Source organism: Thalassospiraceae bacterium LMO-SO8, from assembly GCA_031655335.1.
Classification (GTDB): Bacteria; Pseudomonadota; Alphaproteobacteria; order Rhodospirillales; family Casp-alpha2; genus UBA1479.
Genome location: CP134226.1, coordinates 2,026,162 through 2,045,164 on the forward strand (window position 1 = coordinate 2,026,162; position 19,003 = coordinate 2,045,164).

Below are 19,003 nucleotides of genomic sequence, written 5' to 3' on the forward strand. Positions count from 1 at the left end.
GTCAAAAAAGGTTCAAAATTGAACCAATAATCCTATTGTTTCACCAAAGAGCATTGATATTGTTCATTTTTTTATCTTTGTTAAATTCATGTTAACCATCATACTCATGGGATGCAATATGGCCTTTGGTATGTGAGGACGAATTGCCCGATATGTTTAAACGCCCCGCGCGACCGGGTTTCGCCATTCGCCGGCGGGGCTCATGACCGGCGTTTCGCGGCGTGCGGGGTTGGCGTTTTGCGTGGTCGCCGCGGCGACCTTTGGTCGGCCCGGTTACGGTGTCGCCCAGTCCGCGACGACGGCGTCCGACCCGACGCAGATTGAACAGCGCATCGATGATCAGCAGCCGCGCCGGCCCCAGACATTGCAGCCGCATCTCGAGGTTTTACCGCCCTCCCAGATCACGCCGATCAAGGATACGTTCTCGTTCGTGCTCAGCGCCGTCGTCATCGATGGCGCGACGGCCTTTACGCGGGCATCCCTGGCGCCGCTATACGGCAAGTACCTCGCCCGCAAGGTGACGGAGGTCGAGGTTCAGGAAATTGCCCGGTCGATCACCCAGGCGTACCACGACGCCGGCTACGTTTTTTCACAGGCCGACGTTCCGGCGCAGGATGTTTTGGCCGGCGTACTGAAGATCCGCGTCACCGAAGGGCATGTCGCGCGCATCGATTACGGTGGCACAGGCCGAGAAGGCGGAATCATCGCGTCCTATATGGCGCCGGTTCTGGCGGAAAAGCCCGTGCGTCTGGAAACCATCGAACGCGCCATGCTGCTCGTCAACGACCTTCCCGGCGTCACCGTCGCCGATGCCAGCGTCGGCGATGGCGATGAGCCGGCCGCCAAGGTTCTGAACCTCGTGTTGGAGGAAACCGGGGTCAACGCGGATCTCTATGTCGATAACCGGGGCACGCCGTCGTCGGGACGTCTGCAAACTTGGGCCTCGGCCTCGGCCAACGGGCTGCTCGCCATGGGTGACAGGCTACAGTTCGGTTTGTTCACCATCCCCGACGCCCCCCGCGAACTGCTTTATGGCCAGGTGAAATGGTCACGGCCCTTGGGCGGCTGGGGCACCGTCGGCGAAGTAACGCTGTCGGGCAGCAAGGTCGATGCCGGCGACAGCCTGGCCGCCAGCGAAACGGAATCGGACAGCCGGCGCATGCAACTGTCCCTGCGCCATCCGATCCTGCGAACCCGCCAGGACAGTCTGTGGGCGAGCGGCGAGTTCGATATCTACAACGTGAACGAAGATACGCTCGGCGCGACCAGTTACGAGGACCGGAACCGTACGGCCCGGCTCGGTCTGGAGTATTATCGCGCGAAGCTTCTCAACGGGGATTTCTACGCCAAGGCCGTCTACGCCCGCGGTCTGGACATCCTGGGCGCATCCAACCCCGGTAGCGGTCAGTTGTCGCGATCCGACGGTAAGGCGACCTTCGACAAGGTGACAATCGAGATTCGCCGCATGCAAAAGCTGTGGGGCGGCTTCGGCCTTTATGCGCAGGCCAAGGGCCAATGGGCCAATCAACCGCTTCTGACGGCGGCGGAATTCTCTCTTGGCGGCAGTCAATATGGCCGTGCCTACGATTATGGCGAGCTTGTCGGCGACCGGGGCGCCGCGGGGGCGCTGGAACTGCGTTACACCGGCAAAAATCCTGCCGACTGGATCGACAGTTTCGACGTCTACGCGTTCTATGACGGCGGTTTCGTGTGGAACGAGGGCGTCGGCCGTCAGGCGCTGACGTCGGCCGGGATCGGGGTGCGGGGAAGCTTCGCCAAGGGCTTCTATGCCGATATGCAGGTGGCCAAGCCGCTTAACCACGAAGTCTCGACCGAGGCCGACAAGGATTTGCGGGTTTTGTTCTCGCTGGGGGCGGGGCTCTAGTAGAGGGGCCTCTTACTCGAACCCGGGCGCCGGCGGCCGGCGTGCCTCGCGCGAAGGAATATGGCGCATGAAAAAAGCGCCGCAAACCGCGGCGCTTTTTTTAACTCGGTGAAGACCAGATCAGCCGGCTGCGGCGATCATCGCCTCGGCGACTTTCACTTCGCCTTCGGCGACGGATTTCGCCTTGGCGTCACCGGCGTCGGCGAGGGCCTTCTGTGCGTCTTGCAGGCGCTGGCTGGCGGCCGCCTTGTCGATGTCGGCGACGGCCGTCGCTTCTTCGACCAGGACCGTGCAGGTGTCCGGATTGACTTCGACGAACCCGCCGGCGACGAAGATGCGATTGGTCACCTTGCCGCCTTCGTGGATGTCGATGACGCCGGGGCGCACGGTGCCGATCAGCAGCGAGTGGCCGGGCAGGACACCCAGGTCGCCCTCGCCGCCGGGGACGACGACCATCTCCACGGCCTGCGACGCCACCAGTTTTGTCGGCGAAACCAGATCGAATTGGATCGTATCGGCCATTTATCGGATGTCCTTTGTCAGCACCTGGTCCTTAGGCCGCTTCCGCCGCCATGCGTTTGGCCTTCTCGATGGCTTCGTCGATGGTGCCGACCATGTAGAACGCCGCTTCCGGCAGGTGGTCGTACTCGCCGCTGACGATGCCCTTGAAGCCCTTGATGGTGTCTTCGAGCGGCACCAGAACGCCCGGCGTGCCGGTGAACACTTCGGCGACGTGGAAGGGCTGGCTGAGGAAGCGCTGGATCTTGCGGGCGCGGGCGACCGTCAGCTTGTCTTCTTCCGACAGTTCGTCCATGCCCAGGATCGCGATGATGTCCTGCAAGGACTTGTAGGTCTGCAGGGTCTGCTGAACGCTGGTGGCGACGCCGTAGTGCTCTTCACCGATGATGCGCGGATCGAGGATGCGCGAGGTCGAATCGAGCGGATCGACGGCCGGATAGATGCCCAGTTCCGCGATCTGGCGCGACAGCACCGTGGTCGCATCCAGGTGCGCGAAGGACGTCGCGGGCGCGGGGTCGGTCAAATCGTCGGCCGGCACGTAAATGGCCTGCACGGACGTGATCGAGCCCTTCTTGGTCGAGGTGATGCGTTCCTGCAACGCGCCCATGTCAGTGGCCAGCGTCGGCTGATAACCCACGGCCGAGGGAATGCGGCCCAACAGCGCCGACACTTCCGAGCCGGCCTGGGTGAAGCGGAAGATGTTATCGATGAACAGCAGCACGTCCTGGCCTTCCTCGTCGCGGAAGTATTCCGCCTGGGTCAGGCCGGTGAGCGCGACGCGGGAGCGGGCCCCCGGGGGTTCGTTCATCTGACCGTAGACGAGAGCGGCCTTGGAATTGCCGCCTTCCAGGTCGATAACGCCCGATTCGATCATTTCGTGGTACAGGTCGTTGCCTTCGCGGGTACGTTCACCGACGCCGGCAAACACGGAATAACCGCCGTGGCCCTTGGCGACGTTGTTGATCAGTTCCATGATCAGCACCGTCTTGCCCACGCCGGCGCCGCCGAACAGGCCGATCTTACCACCCTTGGAGTAGGGCGCGATCAGGTCGACGACCTTGATGCCCGTGGTCAGAATTTCCGTTTCCGTCGACTGCTCGTGGAATTCCGGGGCCGAACGGTGGATCGGCATCTTCATCTTGGTGACGACGGGGCCACGTTCGTCCACGGGGTCGCCGATCACGTTCATGATGCGGCCGAGCGTTTCCGGCCCGACGGGAACGGTGATGCTGTCGCCGGTGTCGGTCACTTCGGTGCCGCGCTGCAGGCCGTCCGTGGTGTCCATGGCGACGGTGCGCACCGTGTTTTCACCCAGGTGCTGCGCCACTTCGAGGACCAGAACACGGTCGCCGAGCTTCACATGCAGGGCGTTCAGAATCGCGGGCAGGTCGCCCGAAAACTGTACGTCCACCACGGCGCCCAGAACCTGGGTCACCTTACCAACACTGTTCGTAGCCATAGTCTTCTAGCTCCCGTTAAACGGACATTCTAAAGCGCTTCCGCGCCAGAGATGATTTCGATGAGTTCTTTGGTGATGAATGCCTGGCGTGTCCGGTTGTAGGTCAGCGTCAGGTTGTTGATCATGTCGCCGGCGTTGCGCGTGGCGCTGTCCATGGCGGTCATGCGCGCGCCGTGTTCCGAGGCCGAGCTTTCGAGGAACGCCTGGAACAGTTGCACCGCGAGGTTGCGGGGCAGCAAGTCGGCGAGGATTTCCTGTTCTTCCGGTTCGTACAGATAGACCGGGGACGGGCCGTTGGTCTTTTCCTCGTCGCCGCCTTCCGGCAGTTGGAAGGGAATGACCTGCTGTTTGGTGATGATCTGGGTCATCGCCGACTGGAAGCGGTTGAAGATCACGGTGCAGACGTCGAATTCGCCCGCCTCGAACATGTCGGTGACTTTCTTGGCCACGGCTTCGGCCTCGTCGTATTTGACGCCGCGCCGGCCGATGCCTTCGAAGGTGTCGACGATGTCGGCCGCCATGTCACGCTTCAGAAGATCGCGCGCCTTCTTGCCGACACAGATGATTTTCACCGTCTTGCCGTCGGCTTTCAGACGGCGGGCCGTGTTGCGGGTTTCACGCACGATGGTGCCGTTGAAACCGCCGCACAGACCGCGGTCGGCGGTGCAGGCGACGAGAAGATGGACATCCGACGCCCCGGTGCCGGACAGCATCCGGGGAGCCCCCGTGGGGTCGCCGATCGAGACGCCGATGGCGGCCACCATGCCCTCCATGCGCTGGGCATAGGGGCGGGCGGCCTCGGCACCTTCCTGGGCACGGCGCAGCTTCGCCGCCGCCACCATCTTCATGGCCGATGTGATCTTCTGCGTCGACTTGACGCTGTTGATCCGGATTTTCAGATCCTTAAGCGAAGGCATGAAAGCGCTTTCCCCGTTTGTCCGTCAGGTTGGGCTGATGACCGATCCCGACGCTTAGGCTGCGAAGGACTTGGTGAAGTCGTCCAGGAACTTCGACAGCTTCTCGGTGGTGTCGTCGCTGAGCGCCTTTTCCTTGGTGATGGTCGCCAGGAGGTCGGCACCCTTGTCGCGGGCCGCGTCGAGCAGACGGCGTTCGTAGGTCGTGATGTCGCCGACGGCGATCTTATCCGCATAGCCCTTCACGCCGGCGAAGATCACGACGACCTGTTCGGCGACGGTCAGCGGCGAATACTGCGGCTGCTTCAGAAGCTCGGTCAGGCGCGCGCCGCGGGCCAGCAGCTTCTGCGTGGACGGGTCCAGGTCCGACGCGAACTGGGCGAAGGCCGCCATTTCGCGGTACTGGGCCAGTTCCAGCTTGATCGAGCCGGCGACCTGTTTCATGGCCTTGGTCTGGGCGGCGGAACCGACGCGCGACACCGACAGGCCGACGTTCACGGCCGGGCGGATGCCCTTATAGAACAGTTCCGTTTCCAGGAAGATCTGGCCGTCGGTGATCGAAATCACGTTGGTCGGGATGTAGGCCGACACGTCGCCGGCCTGGGTTTCGATGACCGGCAGGGCGGTCAGCGAACCGGCGCCCAGTTCGTCGTTCATCTTGGCCGCGCGCTCAAGCAGGCGGGAGTGCAGATAGAAGACGTCGCCCGGATAGGCTTCGCGGCCCGGCGGGCGGCGCAGCAGCAGGGACATCTGGCGGTAGGCGACGGCCTGCTTGGACAGATCGTCATAGAAGATGACGGCATGCATGCCGTTGTCGCGGAAGTACTCGCCCATGGCGCAGCCCGTGTAGGGGGCCAGGAACTGCATCGGCGCCGGCTCAGAAGCCGTGGCGGCGACGACGATGGAATACTTCATGGCGTCGTAGTCTTCGAGGGTCTTGACCAGCTGGGCCACGGTGGACCGCTTCTGGCCGATGGCGACATAGACGCAGTACAGTTTTTCCGACTCGTCCTTGGCGTTCTCGTTGACCGACTTCTGGTTCAGGATGGTGTCGATGATGACGGCGGTCTTGCCGGTCTGACGGTCGCCGATGATCAGTTCGCGCTGGCCGCGGCCGACGGGGATCAGGCTGTCGATGGCCTTGAGGCCGGTCTGCACGGGCTCGTGCACCGATTTCCGGGGAATGATGCCGGGCGCCTTGACTTCGACCAGGGAGCGTTCGGTGGTCGCGATCTCGCCCTTGCCGTCGATCGGGTTGCCGAGGCCGTCAACGACGCGGCCCAGCAGGGCCTTGCCGACCGGCACGTCGACGATGTCGCCGGTGCGCTTGACGGTGTCGCCTTCTTTAATGTCCCGGTCGTCGCCGAAAATGACGATACCGACGTTGTCGGTTTCCAGGTTCAGCGCCATCCCTTTGATGCCGCCGGGGAATTCGACCATTTCGCCGGCCTGGACCTGGTCCAGACCGTAGACGCGGGCAATACCGTCACCGACGGACAGCACCTGGCCGACTTCCGCGACCTCGGCTTCCGAGCCGAAGTCGGCAATCTGTTTCTTGAGAATGGCGGAGATTTCCGCGGCGCGGATTTCCATTGTCGGGATCCCCTCTTATCGCATGCTTAAGCGAAGTTGCTGAAGTTTGGTTTTGATCGAGGAATCGATCATGCGTGAGCCGATTTTGACCACGAGGCCGCCCAGAAGGTCTTCGTCAACCCGGGCGTCCACGGCCACTTTCGTGCCCATGGCCTTTTTCAATCCATCCTCGATCGCTTGACGCTGCTTGTCGCTCAGCGCCTGGGCGGACGTGACCTCGGCGGTCATTTCACCCCGGTGCTGGGCCAAGATGCCTTGAAACTGCTTGATCATGGCGGTCAGCGCGAACAACCGGCGGTTCTGCGCGACGACGCCGACGAAATGCTTGGTCAGCTCGGAAATCCCGGCCTTGGTCAGGATCGCGTCCATGGCGGCGATCTGACTGTCGCGGGCGATGACGGGGGAGCGGATCAGGCGCGCCAGATCGGCGCTTTCATCGACCATGTCGCGGATCGCGGCCATATCCTGGGCGACCGTGTCCAGCTGCTTGTCGGCCGCGGCCAATTCGTAAAGGGCGGTCGCGTAGCGACCTGCAAGGCCGGAAGCGCCTGCGATATCCGATGACACCTGGGGAACCCCTTGATTAAGTTTTTTTTACGGACCCTGAGATGCCGGTTTCGGACAGGGATTGCGCCTAAAAAACAGCCGTAATCCCGCCAATTCCGGCGGGCCCCGCCTGGAAAGCGCGGCCAGTCCTACCACAGAGGTTTCGCGCATGCAACCAGAGTCGCCCGGGTTTTTTCACAGACTGTGAAAGACCCCGGATTGGGCCCGTTTCGGGGGGAATTTAAGGGGGCTTAAAGGCCTATCGCGGGAGATGGGAAGTCATCGTGGGCCAGTGCTTCCTGAAGGCGGCTAATATCTCTTTCGGGCCGTCGCCGGGCTCCAGGTGCAGGTACAGAAAGCGGAGGAGTTTGTTGTCGCGATGTGACAATTGTTTGTTCCAGGGCGGGGCGCCGTCATCAGGTTCAAAAAACAGGCTGTCCGTGAAATGGGGGACATCGTTCTGGGGGCCGAGAACCTGGACGAGTTCCTCTAGAACAATCGACCGGGTTCGTTGTTCCGGTAGGCCCGATGCGACGCCCACAACCGCTTTGACCGTGGCGCCAGTTTTCTCATTGTAGATGGCACAAAAAAAACCGAAGTCCGCTCCCTCGGCTTCGCAGCCATACTTGTCCTTGGTCTTCCACAACCTCATGGTCTTCCATAAAGAGCCGAGCGGCCGGCCTTCGATAACGATATCCGCCTCGCCGGTGACGAGGCTCAAGCTCATTCCGGTTCCCGCGAGGGTGCTGTTAATCTGGTTGATGGCGTATGTAACATCCAGCCGGAAAGCATCGTCCCCATATGTTACCGCGACCGTTGCGGGACGGGTCCAGCGGGTTACCGGATATGACCAGTCGCTCGTTTCTTGTCCGGTTAAGACATCAAGGACAAAATTGAATTCACGTAGTCTGCCGTGGCCGGAGAATCGGTCCCTGTCATCGCGATATTGGGTCACGCCGAATACGTACGTACCGAATAGCGCGAAGGCCATCAAAAGGCAGTAAAGGCTTTTGACAAAGTTGTTGCTCATTGCCGACGGGCTCCATCCACGGCCAAACTGTCGAAGCAGGAAACAGGTCGATAGGGCTAATTTAGCGGACGCCACCTTGGAAAGCCTCTTGGATTATTTTTCGGTTCCAAGAAAAACCCACCACCACGGCCGCGGTTGATTTGCTGCTTGATGCGTTCGAGTGCACTTTCCGCCGCCTTGTCCGCCGCCTCATCGGTCGTTGCGGGGCGGCTGGGTGTCGATGGGGGATGCTTTTCGTCTTCCGGCGGTGGGGTGACCGGCGCGGTGTCGTCAATGTGGTCGGGGCCCGGGTCCTTGGCAATTTGCTGGGAAAATAATTGAACCGTCGGCCCCCGCGGATCGGTAACGCCATCCTGAACAAGAGCATTCGCTGCCTGGAATGCTTTCAGGCCATCCATAAGTTCCGAATGGTAAATGCCAGATGGGCCCTGTGACGGGTTCAATCGGAAGTAGCCCAGGCGATTGAGAATCGTTTCAATTTTCGCGACATCTTCGGGCCGGTTGACTTCGTCAGGTCCGACAGGCGCGGACAGGCGGGGCAAATCGGAATCGGAAAACTGGAAAGGGCTAAAGGGTGTGGTGGGCATGGGGCTTCGCACGAGCAAAAATTAAAAGAGGAATAATATCCTATTTCGCTTTTTGCGTCAAGAACAAAACAAGAAAATATGAATGATGTGTCACGGACGAGGACGCGCTGACTATGCGTCAGCTCCGTGTTCCTGTGTTTCCAGTTGGGAGCGCCCTACATGAACGAGTAAGGGTCCACATCGATCTGGACGCGGACCTTCTTGGGAATCTGCGCGCGGGCGATCCAGGCCCGCACCAGGGGTTGTACCGCCGTGCCGCGCCCGGCCTTGAGAAGCAGGCGGCGGCGATGGCGGCCCCGGATCATGGCGAGCGGCGCCGGGGCCGGGCCGAGAACCTGGATATCCGCCCCCTTGGGCGCCGCGCGGCCGAGGGCGCGGGCCCCGGCGTCGACGGCGGCCTCGTCCGTGCCCGACACGATCACGCCGACCAGGCGTCCGTAGGGCGGCATATGGGCTTCCTCGCGGCCCTTGGCCTCGGCGGCCAGAAAAGCCGCGCGGTCGCCCTTCAGAATGGCGTCCATCACCGGATGCTCGGGCATGAAGGTCTGGATCAGCACGCGGCCGGGGTGTTCCGCCCGCCCGGCCCGCCCGGCGACCTGATAGAGCAGCTGATAGGTGCGCTCCGCCGCCCGCAGGTCGCCGCCGGACAAGCCCAAGTCCGCGTCGATCACGCCGACCAGGGTCAGCAGCGGGAAATGATAGCCCTTGGCGACGATCTGGGTGCCGATGATGAGGTCGACCTCATGGGCCTCGATGCGGTGGACGAAGTCGCGGGCCGTGCGCTGATTGTACAGGTTGTCCGACGTCGCCATGGCGATGCGGGCGTCGGGGTAGAGGGCGCGGACCTCTTCCTCCAGGCGCTCGACCCCCGGCCCGCAGGGCACCAGCGAATCCTCCGTCCCGCATTCGGGGCAGGCGGGGGGCGGGGCCATCTGATAGCCGCAGTGGTGGCATTGCAGGCGCTGCAGCAGCCGGTGTTCGACCAGCCAAGCCGTGCACTGCGGGCATTGCAGGCGGTGGCCGCAGGTCCGGCAGAGCGTCAGCGGCGCATAGCCCCGGCGGTTGAGGAACAGGAGGGCCTGCTCGCCGCGCGCCAAGGTCGCCGTGATGGCTTCCCTCAGCGGCGGGGACAGCCACTGGCCGCGCTGCGGCGGCGTCTTGGTCATGTTGATCAGCTCGATATCCGGCAGGTCCGCGCCGCCGTGGCGGGCCGGCAGGTGGAGATGGGCATAGCGGCCCCGGTCCACGTTGGCCTGGGTTTCCAGCGACGGCGTGGCCGACACCAGCACCACGGGAATGCGGCCCATCTGGGCCCGCACCACGGCCATGTCGCGGGCGTTGTAGACGACGCCTTCCTCCTGCTTGAAGGAGCCGTCGTGTTCCTCGTCGATGATGATCAATCCCAAGTCCCGGAACGGCAGGAACAGGGCCGAGCGCGCACCGACCACCACGTCCGCCTGGCCGAGCGCCACATGGCGCCAGGTCTCCCGCCGCTGGGCCTGGGTCACTTCCGAATGCCACAGGGCGGGCTCGCTGCCGAACCGTGCCTCGAAGCGTTCCAGCCATTGCGCCGACAGCGCGATTTCCGGCAGCAGCACCAGGACCTGGCGGCCGCGCGCGACGGCTTCGGCCACGGCCTGCAGATAGACCTCGGTCTTGCCCGATCCCGGCACGCCCTCCAGAACCTGGACGGAGAACCCGTCGTGCACGGCGGCGCTCAGCGCGTCGGCCGCCGCCGCCTGCTCGGCCGACAGATCCGGGCCGGGGCGGTCCAGGTCCGGCGGCGGGGGCGGGGGAAAGGCCGGCAGGTCGCAGGCGGTCAAGCCGCCGACCTTGGCCAGGCCCGCCACCACGCCCGGCGTGACGCCGGCGGCGCGGGCCAGTTCCGCCGCCTGGCGCGGCGGCCCGTCGCCGGCGGCGGCGAGGACGCGGTCGCGGGCAGGGGTCATCTTGAGGTTCGGCAGGGGATCGGCGGGGCGGTAGGCCGTCAGGGCCTTGGGCGGCTCCAGCGCCTCGGGCACGCTCAGCGCCATGCGCAGGACCGCCCCCGGCGGGTTCAGGGTGTAGTCGGCGACCCAGTCGACGAAGGCCCTGGCCTCCGCCGTCATGGGGGGTGCGTCGAGCAATCCCGCGACCTCCTTCATCTTGGCGTCGGGCACGTCGCCCGTGCCGGGGCCCCAGACCACGCCGGCCATGCGGCGCGGGCCCAGGGGGACGCGCACGAAATCCCCCGCCGCCAGGGTCAGGTCCGCCGGCACCCGGTAGTCATAGGCGTCCGTCAGCGGCAGCGGCAGGCGCACGGCGACCCGCGTCCCCGGCGGGAAGGGCGTCGGGTCGCTGCGGGGGGCGTCGTCGCGGGGGGCGTCAGTCATGTCGGCGTTCGGACTTCCTGGGGCGGCCTATGGGTGAGGGGTTCAAGGCATTATAATAGGGATCATAGGGGCGCGCTTTCACCGCGCGTGAGCACGAAAGGACCCAAGGGATGCCCCAAGGCAAGGACGACGTCGCCGCCGAGACCCTGGAAACGGCGGATATCCGCCTGTCGGAAGACGACGTGGCGGAATTCCTGGTGGCCAATCCGGACTTCTTCCGCGAACGCCTGGAAGTGCTGTCCTTCATGAACATGCCGGGCCGATTCGCCCAGGAAGGCCCCCAGGAAGGGGCCCAGGTGGTGGATTTCCAGCAGGCCCTGCTGAACCAGCAGAAAGAGGCGGTCGAGGAACTGCGCGAATGCGTGCGCGACGTGATCGAGACCTCGCGCTCCAACATGTCGGTGCAGCAGCGCACCCACGCGGCGGTGCTCGCCCTTCTGGGCGCCCGCGATTTCGAAGCCCTGATCCGCGTCGTCAACGACGATCTGGCCCGGCTTCTGGACGTGGACATCGTCTGTGTCGGCTACGAGCCGTCGGACAATCCCCTGTCCTGGCTGGTCTCGCCGGAAATCACCGACCTGAAGCCGGGGCTGGTCGATGCCCTGCTGGGATCGGGCGGTCAGGCCAAGCTGTACCGCGACATCGCCGACGACGGCTCCGTGTTCGGCGCCGCCGCCGGTCTGGTGCAGTCGGCCGCCGTGGCGCGTCTGCGCCCGGGTCCGCGCACGCCCGTGGGCCTGATGGCGCTGGGCTCGCGCTCCGATTCGTTCTTCCAGCCGGGCCAGGGCACGGAACTGGTGGTGTTCCTCGCCCGTGTGCTGGAAAACTGCATCGAGCGCATGCAGGAACCCTCGATGTGACCCTGGCGCCGGAGCTGACCTGCGATCCCGCTCTGGCGGCCGCGGCGTCGCGGTGGCGGGACTGGCTGGCTCACGAAAAGCGTTATTCCAAGCACACCCTTGCGGGATATCAGCACGACCTTGCCGCATTTCTGCGCTTCATGGCGGACCACCTGGGCGGGCCGCCGGGGCTTGCGGAGATCGAGGGCCTGAAGCCGCTCGACTTCCGGGCCTGGCTGGCGGACCTCAACCGCCGGGGCCTGTCGCGCACCTCCATCGCCCGGGCGCTGTCCTGCCTGCGTGGCTTCTTCCGCTTTCTGGAAAAACAGGGGGTGGTGCGCAATTCGGCGATCGGCGCCCTGCGCACACCCAAGGTGCCCAAGTCCGTGCCCAAGGCGCTCAGCATCGAGGAAGCTTTCGACCTGATTTTGTCGGCCCCGGATATGGCCGACGACGCCTGGATCGGCCTGCGCGACCGCGCCTTGCTGACGCTGCTTTACGGTTGTGGGCTGCGCATCGGCGAGGCGCTCGACCTCAACCGCGACCAGGCGCCGGGCCGGTACGGCAATCCGGCCGACACCCTGATGGTGCGCGGCAAGGGCAACAAGGACCGCCTGGTTCCCGTCCTGCCTGCGGTGCGGCAGGCGATCGACGCCTATCTGGATATCTGCCCCGTTGCCGGCGGCGGCGACACGCCGCTGTTCCTGGGCGCGCGGGGCGGGCGGCTCGCCGCTGGGGTCGCCCAGGCCCGGGTGCGGAATCTGCGCGCCCTTCTGGGCCTGCCTGACACGGCGACGCCCCATGCGCTGCGTCATTCCTACGCCACGCACCTATTGGCCGGCGGCGGCGACCTGCGCACCATTCAGGAACTGCTGGGCCATGCGTCCCTGTCGACCACCCAGCGCTACACGGACGTCGACATGGCGCGGCTCAACGCCGTCTACGAGGACGCCCACCCCAGGGCCCGCAAAAAGGTCTAAGCCGCACGCGGCGTGCCCGCGAGGATTCTGACCGCCGCGGCACCCAGGAACGTCACGCCCCCCATGACCATGAATGCCATGCCCCAGCCGGTGGTGCTTTCCGTGCCCGCCGCCCCCAGCACCGCGCCGACCAGCACGGGTCCGGCAAAGCCGCAGGTCCAGCCGACCAGGTTGTAGACGGCCAGGGTCGCCCCCCGGCGGCCGTCCTCGGCCGCCCCCACCACTCCGGCGGTGAGCGAGGCGGAATCCGCCTGCACCAGCAGGGCATAGAGGATGACCAGTACCACCACGGCTTCGTAGGGCAGGGCGCCCAGGAAGCCGATCACGCAGGCCAGGCTTGCCGTCAGGCATTGCACGGCGGCGATGAAGCGGGGCCGGTCGAGGCGCTGGGCCAGCTCGTTCCCGGCGATGGAAGAAATCATGGCGGCCAGGGCCGTGAACATGGCGATGCGCGACGGTTCGGCCAGCCAACCGACCATGGGCTCGGCCTGCCGGGTCAGGGAAAACGCCAGGAAGGCGACCAGCCAGGCGCGGAAGGCCAACAATTCATAAGTATGGGCGGCGTAGCCGAGGACATAGCCCATGGCCGGGCGGTTGCGCAGCACGGGCCGGAAATCAAGCAGGCGCGTCGGCTCCGGCGCCTGCGTGGGGGCCAGGGGCGTCAGACAGACCAGGACCAGGACGAAGGCGGCCAGCGCCCCCGCGCCGCCGGCCAGGAACGCGGCCTGCCAGCCGAGCGCCTCGCCCAGCACGCCCGCCAGCAGATAGCTGACTGCCGTGCCCAATGACCAGCTCGAGGTATAGAAGGCGATGGCGCGGCCTTCGTTGCCGCCGGGATAGCGGTCGACCAGCACCCGTAGTCCCGGCATGTAGGTTGCGGCGAAGCCGAAGCCGGACAGCGCGCGGAGCAGCAGGGCGGACCAGAACCCTTCGGCCAGGAAGGCGAAACCCGCCGCCGCCAGGGCGATGAACAGGCATCCCGCCATGTAGAGCCGGCGCGCATCGACCCGGTCGGTCAGGGCCATGATGACCGGCACGGCCAGCACGTAGCCCGCATGATAGATGCCGAGCACCCAGCCCTGTTCGACCTTGGTCAAAAGCCATTCCGTCTCGAACGTGCGGATCAGGGTCGCGAACACGAAGACGTCGACCAGGGTCGCGACCTGGGCCAGGCACATGAGAACGGTGATCAGGACGGGACCGGGCGTGCGGAACATGCCGAAAGACTACCTTGATCTGAGCGCGCCGTCGCGCCCTCAGGATGGTCCTAGATCTGCAGGCTGATGACCCCGCCCGCGATGATGACCGCGGCTGTAAGGCGCAGAACCAGGCGGCCTTCCTTCAGGACGAAGCCCGCCAGCAGGGCGCCGAACAGGACGCTGGTTTCGCGCACGGCGGAAACGGGCGCCATGGGCGTGACGCTCATGGCCCAGATGACGATCCAATAGGCGCTCATGGACATGGCGGCGCCGGTCAGGCCCGGCCGCCAGTATTCCTTGGCGGTGGCCAGAAACTGCCGCCCGCGCCGCAGCAACACGAGCGGGGTGAACAGGCAGGCGTCGGTCACGAACATCCACAAGGCGTAGGCATGGGCGCTGCCGGCAAGCCGCCCGCCGATCCCATCGACGACCGTGTAGGACGCGATGAACACCGCCGTGCCCACGGCGAAGGCCAGGCCCAATAACGGAAGGTCGCGCCAGCCGTTGGCGAAGGTCAGGCCGGAAATGGCGATGGCGATGGCGATGATGGCGGCCAATTGCGCCGGACTCAGGCTTTCCCCGGCGAACATATAGGCGCCGAGCGCCACCAGGGCCGGCGCCATGCCGCGGGCGATGGGATAAACCACGCCCATGTCGCCGTGGACATAGGCGCGCACCAGGAACAGCTTGTAGCCGGCATGAAGGACGGCGGAGGCGATGATGTAAGGCCAGGCCTCCCAGTTGGGAAACGGAAAAAGCAGGAGCAGCGGCAGGGCGAGCAGGCCGTGCCCGGCGTCGATCACGCCCATCATCACCAGCTTGTCGCCGCGCATCTTGACCAGCAGGTTCCAGCCGGCGTGCAGCGCGGCGGCCAGAAGCACCAGCGCCAGAATCCAATTTTCCATGTTTCGATTGCCTTTGGGCGACGCCGGATCGAGGGCGACCGGCGCGTAAAGAAAATTATGTTCAGGCTCGGAAACATAACTTATTGTTTTCCAATGATTTAATGATAAGAATTAACCAAACATGTTAGTTTTATTTGTATTATGAACAAACTGCCTCCCCTGACCGCCCTGCGGGTGTTCGAGACCGTCGTGCGCAGCGGCAGCCTGACCGCGGCGGCGGCGGAGCTGTCCGTCACCCATAGCGCGGTGAGCCACCAGATTCGCCGGCTCGAAGACGACCTCGGCGTCGCCCTGCTGACCCGGCGCGGACGGGGCGTGACGCCGACGGCGGCGGGCGAACGCCTGGCGCGCGGCCTGGGTGAGGGGTTCCGCGAGATTGCCCGTGCGGTCGACACGGTGCGCCCGAGTGGCGCGAGCCATGAAATCACCGTGTCCTGCCTGGGCACCTTCCTGCTGCATTGGCTGATCCCCCGCATCTATCTGTTCAAGGCCGCCTGGCCGGGGGTGCAGTTGAAACTGGTCGAGGACGTGGGGCCGCTCGATGCCCCGGCGGTGCCCTATGACGTCGCGGTCCGGGTCGGCCGCGCCCCCTGGCCCAAGAACATCGACGTCACCGTGCTGGAACGGGAAACCGTGGGTCCCGTGCTGTCCCGTGGGCTTGCCGACAGTCTTGCCATCGGTGCGTCCCTGGACCTGCGCGACGCCCCCCTGGTGCACACCCGGACCCGGCCGGAAGCCTGGCAGGACTGGGCGGACGCTGCCGGCGCCGTGCTGCCCGACGGCGGCTCGGTCACCTGGTTCGATCACTACTACTTTCTGTTGGAAGGGGTGCGCGGCGGATTGGGCCTGGGCGTGGTGCCGGAACAGCTGATCCGCGGCGAACTGGCGCAGGGCCATATCGTGGCCCCCTTCGGGTTCCTGCCGTCCGGCAACGACTATGTCATGGCCACGGCGGCGGACGCGGCGGATCCCGCCGTGCTCGCCTTCAAGTCCTGGCTGTTGACGGAATTCCGGGTCGGCGGGGTGGCGCCCTGATCTAGATGTGGATCGCGCGCCCGGCGACGCCGAGTGCCGCTTCCTTGACCGATTCCGGCAGGCCCGGATGGCCGTGGCAGATGCGCGCGATGTCCTCGGCCGAACCGCCGAATTCCATCACGTTGACGACCTCTTGGATCAGGTCGCCGGCCTGGGGGCCGATGATGTGGCAGCCGAGAATCCTGTCCGTCGCCGCATCGGCCAGAATCTTCACGAAGCCGTCCGTGTCGTCGTTGCAGCGCGCGCGGGAGTTGGCGGTGAAGGGGAATTTCCCCTTGTTGTAGGCGATGCCCGCTTCCTTCAACTGTTCCTCGGTCTTGCCGACGGCGGCGATTTCCGGATGGGTGTAGACGATGCCCGGGATGGCGCCATAATCGATATGTCCGGTCTGCCCGGCCATGATCTCGGCGCAGACGACGCCTTCGTCCTCGGCCTTATGGGCCAGCATGGCGCCGCCGATCACGTCGCCGATGGCATAGATGCCTTCCACGTTGGTCTGATAGTCGGCATCGACGGGAATGAACCCGCGGTCCCCGACCTCGACCCCGGCTTCCTTCAGGCCCAGGCCTTCGGTGAACGGCCGGCGGCCGATGGCGACCAGCACCACGTCGACTTTAAGCGTTTCCGCCTTGCCGCCATCGCGCGGCTCCATGGTCAGGGTCACGCCGCCCGACGCGGCCTTGGCGCCCGTCACCTTGGTCTTCATCTTGAAGGTCAGGCCCTGCTTGCTCAGGATGCGCTGCGCATGCTTGGACACCTCGCCGTCCATGCCGGGCAGGGCGACGTCGAGGAATTCGACCACCGTGACGTCGGCACCCAGCCGCCGCCACACGCTGCCGAGCTCAAGCCCGATGACCCCGGCGCCGATCACGGCCATGGTCTTCGGCACCTTGGGCAGCGCCAGCGCGCCCGTGCTTGAGACGATCTGTTTCTCGTCGATGGTGACGCCGGGCAGGGGCGTGACCTCGGAGCCGGTCGCGATCAGGATGTTGGCGGTCTCAAGCACCTGCGCCTTGGCCTTGCCCTCAAGCGGCTTTACCGACACCTTGCCGACGGCGTCGATCTTGCCCCAGCCCTTGATGTAGTCGACCTTGTTCTTCTTCATCAGCATCTCGATGCCGCCGGTCAGGCCCTCGACCACCTTGTCCTTGCGCGCCAGCATGGTCTTCAGATTGACCTTCAGGCCCGAAACGTCGATTCCGTGGTGGGCGAATTCCTTGTCCGCCATCTCAAAGTGGTGGGACGACTGCAACATCGCCTTCGACGGGATACAGCCCACGTTCAGGCAGGTCCCGCCCAGGGCGCCGCGTCCTTCGACGACGGCCGTCTTCATGCCCAGCTGGGCCGCGCGGATGGCGGCGACATAGCCGGCGGGCCCGCCGCCGATGACCACCAGGTCGTAAGCGTCACTCATGATCTGATCGCTCCTGATCGTGTTTCGGGAGTCTCGTTGGTTAATGTAGCCCGCTGCGTCACACGTTCAACAGGATGCGCTGCGGGTCCTCGATGCATTGCTTGATGCGGACCAGGAAGCTGACCGCCTCGCGGCCGTCGACGATGCGGTGATCGTAGCTGAGGGCCAGGTGCATCATGGGCCGGATTTCGATCTCGTCGTTCACCACCATGGGGCGCTTCTGGATCGAATGCATGCCCAGGATCGCCGACTGCGGCACGTTGAGGATCGGCATGGAGTTGAGCGAGCCGAACACCCCGCCGTTGGAGATGGTGAAGGTGCCGCCGGTCATCTCGTCCATGCCCAGCTTGCCGTCGCGGGCCCGGCGGCCGAAGTCGGCGATGCCGCCCTCGATGTCGGCGAAGCCCATCTTGTCGGCTTCCTTGAGCACGGGCACGACCAGGCCCTGCGGCGTGCCGACGGCGACGCCGACGTTGTAGTAGTTCTTGTAGATGATCTCGTCGCCGTAGATTTCCGCGTTCACGGCGGGCCATTCCTTGAGTGCGATGCAGGCGGCGCGCACGAAGAACGACATGAAGCCCATGCGGGCCCCGTGCTTTTTCTCGAACACTTCCTTGTATTCGGCGCGCAGCGCCATGACGTTGCCCATGTCGACCTCGTTCCAGGTCGTCAGCATGGCCGCCGTGTTCTGCGCCTCCTTCAGGCGCCGGGCGATGACCTGACGCAATTTGGACATCTTGACCCGTTCCTCGCGGTCGTTGGGGGCGCGGGGCGGGCGGGGGGCGAACATGTTTTCCGTGGTCAGCGCGGGGGCCGGTCCGACGGCACGGGGCGCTGCGGCGGGGGCTGGTGCCGCCTGACGCTTGGCGGAGCCGTTGGCGATGGCCTGCTGCACGTCGCCCTTGGTGATGCGGCCGTCGGGGCCGGTGCCGGCGATGCGGGCGGGGTCCAGGTCGTTGTCATCCACCATCTTGCGCACGGCGGGGGACAGCGGCGGACGGCTGCCGGACGCGGCGGGCGCCGGCGCAGGTGCGGCGGCGGGTGCCGGGGCGGCGGCCGGTTTGGCGGCCGGTGCGGGGGCTGCGGCGGGGGCCGGGGTGGCGGCGGGAGAGGTGGCGGCGCCTGCGGCGCCCGCTTCGATGGTGCCGATCTTCACGCCGGGGCCGACTTCAGCGCCGGCCTGGGCGTCGATGGAGGCCAGACGCCCGGCGGCGGGGGCGTTGACCTCGATGGTCACCTTGTCGGTTTCGACCTCGACCAGGACCTCGTCGGCGGCGACCGTGTCGCCGACCTGTTTGGCCCAGGTGCCGAGGGTGCCCGTGGACACGCTTTCGCCCATGGTCGGGGTGACGATGTCGACCGTCTTGCCGCCGCCCGATTTCGCGGCGGCGGGTGCCGCAGCCGGGGCGGCGGCCGGTTTGGCTTCCGCCTTGGCGGGGGCGGCCCCTTCCTGGATGGTCGCGAGCAGGGCGCCGACGGCCACCGTCTCGCCCTCCTGGGCAGCGATGGCGCCCAGCGTTCCGGCGGCGGGGGCGTTGACCTCGATGGTCACCTTGTCGGTTTCCAGTTCGACCAGGGCCTCGTCCATGGCGACGGCGTCGCCCGGGCTTTTGGTCCATTTGCCGACGGTCGCCTCCGTAACGGATTCACCCAACGTCGGGACGTTAACTTCAACGGTCATCAATTCTTCCCTTGCGATTATCGACTGCTCGAAACCCTGCGACCG

16 protein-coding genes are annotated in these 19,003 nt (G+C 65.3%); 4 read left to right on the forward strand and 12 right to left on the reverse strand.

All coding sequences use genetic code 11. The features are described 5' to 3' along the window. Positions 1-202: 202 nt before the first annotated feature. A complete protein-coding gene (locus RJ527_09815) occupies positions 203-1,885 on the forward strand; it encodes a ShlB/FhaC/HecB family hemolysin secretion/activation protein (protein WND74343.1) in 1,683 nt (560 codons plus the stop codon). A gap of 120 nt (positions 1,886-2,005) precedes the next feature. Here RJ527_09815 and atpC read toward each other — a convergent pair whose 3' ends face one another. From atpC to RJ527_09855, 8 genes are all read right to left on the reverse strand, one after another. Then, positions 2,006-2,407, reverse strand: a complete 402-nt coding sequence (gene atpC, locus RJ527_09820; protein ID WND74344.1) for an ATP synthase F1 subunit epsilon — start codon at positions 2,405-2,407, stop codon at positions 2,006-2,008. Between the two features lie 31 nt (positions 2,408-2,438). Beyond that, complete coding sequence (gene atpD / locus RJ527_09825) at positions 2,439-3,863, reverse strand: F0F1 ATP synthase subunit beta (GenBank protein WND74345.1); 1,425 nt, start codon at positions 3,861-3,863, stop codon at positions 2,439-2,441. A gap of 29 nt (positions 3,864-3,892) precedes the next feature. Next, on the reverse strand, positions 3,893-4,780 hold the full coding sequence (locus RJ527_09830) for a F0F1 ATP synthase subunit gamma (GenBank protein WND74346.1): 888 nt from the start codon (positions 4,778-4,780) through the stop codon (positions 3,893-3,895). Positions 4,781-4,834: 54 nt separating this feature from the next. Beyond that, positions 4,835-6,370, reverse strand: a complete 1,536-nt coding sequence (gene atpA / locus RJ527_09835) for a F0F1 ATP synthase subunit alpha (protein WND74347.1) — start codon at positions 6,368-6,370, stop codon at positions 4,835-4,837. Between the two features lie 15 nt (positions 6,371-6,385). Next, positions 6,386-6,937, reverse strand: a complete 552-nt coding sequence (locus RJ527_09840) for a F0F1 ATP synthase subunit delta (protein ID WND74348.1) — start codon at positions 6,935-6,937, stop codon at positions 6,386-6,388. A gap of 238 nt (positions 6,938-7,175) precedes the next feature. Further along, complete coding sequence (locus RJ527_09845) at positions 7,176-7,946, reverse strand: DUF2927 domain-containing protein (protein WND74349.1); 771 nt, start codon at positions 7,944-7,946, stop codon at positions 7,176-7,178. A gap of 56 nt (positions 7,947-8,002) precedes the next feature. Continuing rightward, complete coding sequence (locus RJ527_09850) at positions 8,003-8,533, reverse strand: peptidoglycan-binding protein (protein WND74350.1); 531 nt, start codon at positions 8,531-8,533, stop codon at positions 8,003-8,005. 155 nt (positions 8,534-8,688) lie between these two features. Further along, positions 8,689-10,905: a primosomal protein N' gene (locus RJ527_09855; GenBank protein WND74351.1), complete on the reverse strand. Its 2,217-nt coding sequence runs from the start codon at positions 10,903-10,905 to the stop codon at positions 8,689-8,691. A 110-nt stretch (positions 10,906-11,015) separates the two neighbouring features. Here RJ527_09855 and RJ527_09860 point away from each other — a divergent pair, with 110 nt between their 5' ends. Both RJ527_09860 and RJ527_09865 read left to right on the forward strand, forming a co-directional pair. Continuing rightward, positions 11,016-11,765: a DUF484 family protein gene (locus tag RJ527_09860; GenBank protein ID WND74352.1), complete on the forward strand. Its 750-nt coding sequence runs from the start codon at positions 11,016-11,018 to the stop codon at positions 11,763-11,765. Then, complete coding sequence (locus RJ527_09865; GenBank protein WND74353.1) at positions 11,762-12,724, forward strand: tyrosine recombinase XerC; 963 nt, start codon at positions 11,762-11,764, stop codon at positions 12,722-12,724. Before RJ527_09860 ends, RJ527_09865 begins: the two co-directional genes overlap by 4 nt. Here RJ527_09865 and RJ527_09870 read toward each other — a convergent pair. Together RJ527_09870 and RJ527_09875 are read right to left on the reverse strand one after the other, a co-directional pair. Beyond that, positions 12,721-13,941 (reverse strand): MFS transporter, encoded by a 1,221-nt coding sequence (locus tag RJ527_09870; protein ID WND74354.1) that lies wholly within the window; start codon positions 13,939-13,941, stop codon positions 12,721-12,723. The two genes, RJ527_09865 and RJ527_09870, sit on opposite strands and share 4 nt — an antisense overlap. A gap of 50 nt (positions 13,942-13,991) precedes the next feature. Next, positions 13,992-14,828 (reverse strand): EamA family transporter, encoded by an 837-nt coding sequence (locus RJ527_09875; GenBank protein ID WND74355.1) that lies wholly within the window; start codon positions 14,826-14,828, stop codon positions 13,992-13,994. Positions 14,829-14,969: 141 nt separating this feature from the next. Between RJ527_09875 and RJ527_09880 the strand changes: the two genes are divergently transcribed. Continuing rightward, entirely contained in the window at positions 14,970-15,863 is an 894-nt protein-coding gene (locus tag RJ527_09880; protein WND74356.1) for a LysR substrate-binding domain-containing protein, read from the forward strand. A 1-nt stretch (position 15,864) separates the two neighbouring features. On the opposite strand, the gene lpdA is transcribed toward RJ527_09880, so the two are convergent. Next, complete coding sequence (gene lpdA, locus RJ527_09885) at positions 15,865-17,277, reverse strand: dihydrolipoyl dehydrogenase (GenBank protein ID WND74357.1); 1,413 nt, start codon at positions 17,275-17,277, stop codon at positions 15,865-15,867. Positions 17,278-17,335: 58 nt separating this feature from the next. After that, positions 17,336-18,958, reverse strand: coding sequence for a 2-oxoglutarate dehydrogenase complex dihydrolipoyllysine-residue succinyltransferase (odhB, locus tag RJ527_09890; GenBank protein ID WND74358.1), 1,623 nt, complete (start codon positions 18,956-18,958; stop codon positions 17,336-17,338). Positions 18,959-19,003 lie beyond the last annotated feature (45 nt).